1 protein-coding gene is annotated in these 2,421 nt (G+C 69.5%); it reads right to left on the bottom strand.

All coding sequences use genetic code 11. The annotated features are described in order from the left end of the window. A partial coding sequence (locus tag E4U92_RS35220) for a class I SAM-dependent methyltransferase (RefSeq protein ID WP_137304530.1) occupies positions 1-2,421 on the bottom strand: 2,421 nt, incomplete at both ends.

Here is a 2,421-nt window from a genome sequence, read left to right on the forward strand (position 1 = left end):
GGAAGGCCTGTTCGACGACCTGTTCCAGGTAGCCGGCGTTCGGGAAGTACTGGGCAACGGAGTTGACCACGATCGTGTCGAAGTGGCCCGGCGGGAGGCCGTCGAAGTCGTGGGCCGGCCGGGTGCGCAGGTGTACCCGTGTGGCCAGGACGGGATCGGCGTCGACGTGCCGGCGAAGTTCGTCGATGACCGTGCGCGAGAAGTCGGTGGCCCAGTACTCCTCGCATTCGGGTGCCAGCCGGGCCAGTAGCAGGCCGGTGCCGACACCGATCTCGAGGACGCGGCGCGGCCGGAGGGACAGGATGCGGTCGACGGTCGTGTCGCGCCATTCCTGCATCTCGGGCAGGGGGATCGGCCGTCCGTCGTAACTGCTGTTCCAACTGGCGAAGTTCTCACCGAATGCCGTCCCGCGAGCAGCGCTGTACACCGCGTCGTACAGGCTCTGCCACTCGCTGAGCTGGTCCTGCTCCACAGCCTGGTCGTGGTCGCGTGCCGAGGTGTCGGCTACGACGTATGCGACGAGCCGGGTGTCACCGGGCTGATCCTCACGGACGACGACGGCTGCCTGGGCGACGTCCGAGTGGTCGGTGAGGACTTCCTCGATCTCGCCCAGTTCGATGCGGAATCCCCGGACCTTGATCTGGTGGTCGACGCGCCCGACGAACTCCAGCTGACCGTCCTGGTTCCACCGCACCAGGTCACCGGTGCGGTACATGCGCGTGCCCGGCTCCGCCGCGTACGGGTCCGCCACGAACCGCTCGGCCGTCAAGCCGGGCTTGTTCAGATAGCCGCGGGCCACACCGGACCCCGCGATGTACAGCTCCCCCACGACACCGGGCGCCAGCAACTCCAGTCCCGGGCCGAGCACATAGGTCCGCGTGTTCGCGATCGGTCGGCCGATCGGCGGTGCGCCCGTGCCGCCGGCCAGCTCGGCGGCGGTCGACCAGATGGTGGTCTCGGTGGGACCGTACAGGTTGGTCAGGTCGTCGGTGAGTGTGCGCATCGACTCCGCGAGCGGCGTGGGCAGCGCCTCACCGCCGACCAGGATGCGCAGGCCCCGCAGCGCCTCCGGCTCGTGCGCCACCAGAAGCTGCCACAGCGAAGGGGTGCCCTGTACGACGGTGACGCCGTGCCGGGCGATCAGGTCCACCACGGTGGAGGGTTGAGGGACGGCTTCCTTGGGTGCGAGGACGACCGTGGCGCCCGACAGCAGTGGGTGGTACAGCTCCAGCGCGGCGATGTCGAATGCCACCGTGGTGACCGCGAGGAGTCGCTCCCCCGGCCCGAGAGGGACCTCGCGCCGCATGGCCTCCAGGAAGTTGAGCAGCGATGCGTGCGGGACGACCACTCCTTTGGGACGGCCGGTCGAACCAGAGGTGTAGATCACGTACGCTGCGGCCTCGAGGGCCGGCGCCCCTGTGTGGCCGGTTGCGGCCGGGTCGGTGTCGGGGCAGGCAGCCAGCTCGGCCTGTGCGTCCGGGGAGTCCAGCACCAGTCGTTCCGCCGGGCCGGCGTCCGGTGTCCGCGGGTCCGTCGACAGGGTGGTGAGCAGCAGGGAGACCTGCGCGTCCTGGAGTACGTAGGCGAGGCGGCCGGCCGGGTGGTCCGGGTCCAGCGGCAGGTACGCGGCGCCGCTCTTGAGCACGGCCAGGAGGGCGATCACCAGCTCGGCCGAACGCGGCAGGGCCAGCGCGACCACTCGGTCCGGGCCCGCGCCCCGGCGCAGCAGGACGTGCGCGAGGCGGTTGGCGCGGTGGTCCAGTTCCGCGTAGGTCAGGGAGGTGTCCCCGACGATCAGGGCCACGGCGTCAGGCGTGGCGGCGGCCTGTTCGGCGAAGCGGACCGGCAACGGCCTCAGATCGACCTCGGTATCGGTCTCCAGCCAAGTGCCGAGCAACTGCCGGTGTTCGTCGGGGGTGAGGATGTCGATGTGGTTGAGGGGCTGGTCGGGGTGGGTGGTGGCCACGTCGAGGAAGTGCAGCCAACGGTCGAACAGGGCCTGGACCGTGGGGGCGTCGTAGATGTCGCTGGAGTACTCCACGGCGCCGGTGATGCCCTGCGGCTCACCGTGAGCACCGCGCTGCTCGGCGAGACTGAAGAACAGGTCGAACTTCGCCGTTCCCGTACGCCCGGGAGCGACGTCGATCGTCAGACCGGGAAGCCGGAAACTCGCCTCGGGGGCGTTCTGCAGGGCGAGCATGATCTGGAAGAGCGGATGGTGCGACAGGGTCCGGGTCGGATTGATCAGCTCCACCAGATACTCGAACGGAACGTCCTGGTGCGCATAAGCAGCCAGACTCCGCTCCCGCACCCGCGTGACCAGCTCCGCGAACGTCGGATCACCGGACGTGTCCGTCCGCAGCACCAGCGTGTTCACGAAGAACCCGATCAACTCGTCCAGCGCCTGATCCGTCCGGCCGG

It is taken from the genome of Streptomyces galbus (assembly GCF_005280195.1).
GTDB classification, from domain to species: domain Bacteria; phylum Actinomycetota; class Actinomycetes; order Streptomycetales; family Streptomycetaceae; genus Streptomyces; species Streptomyces galbus.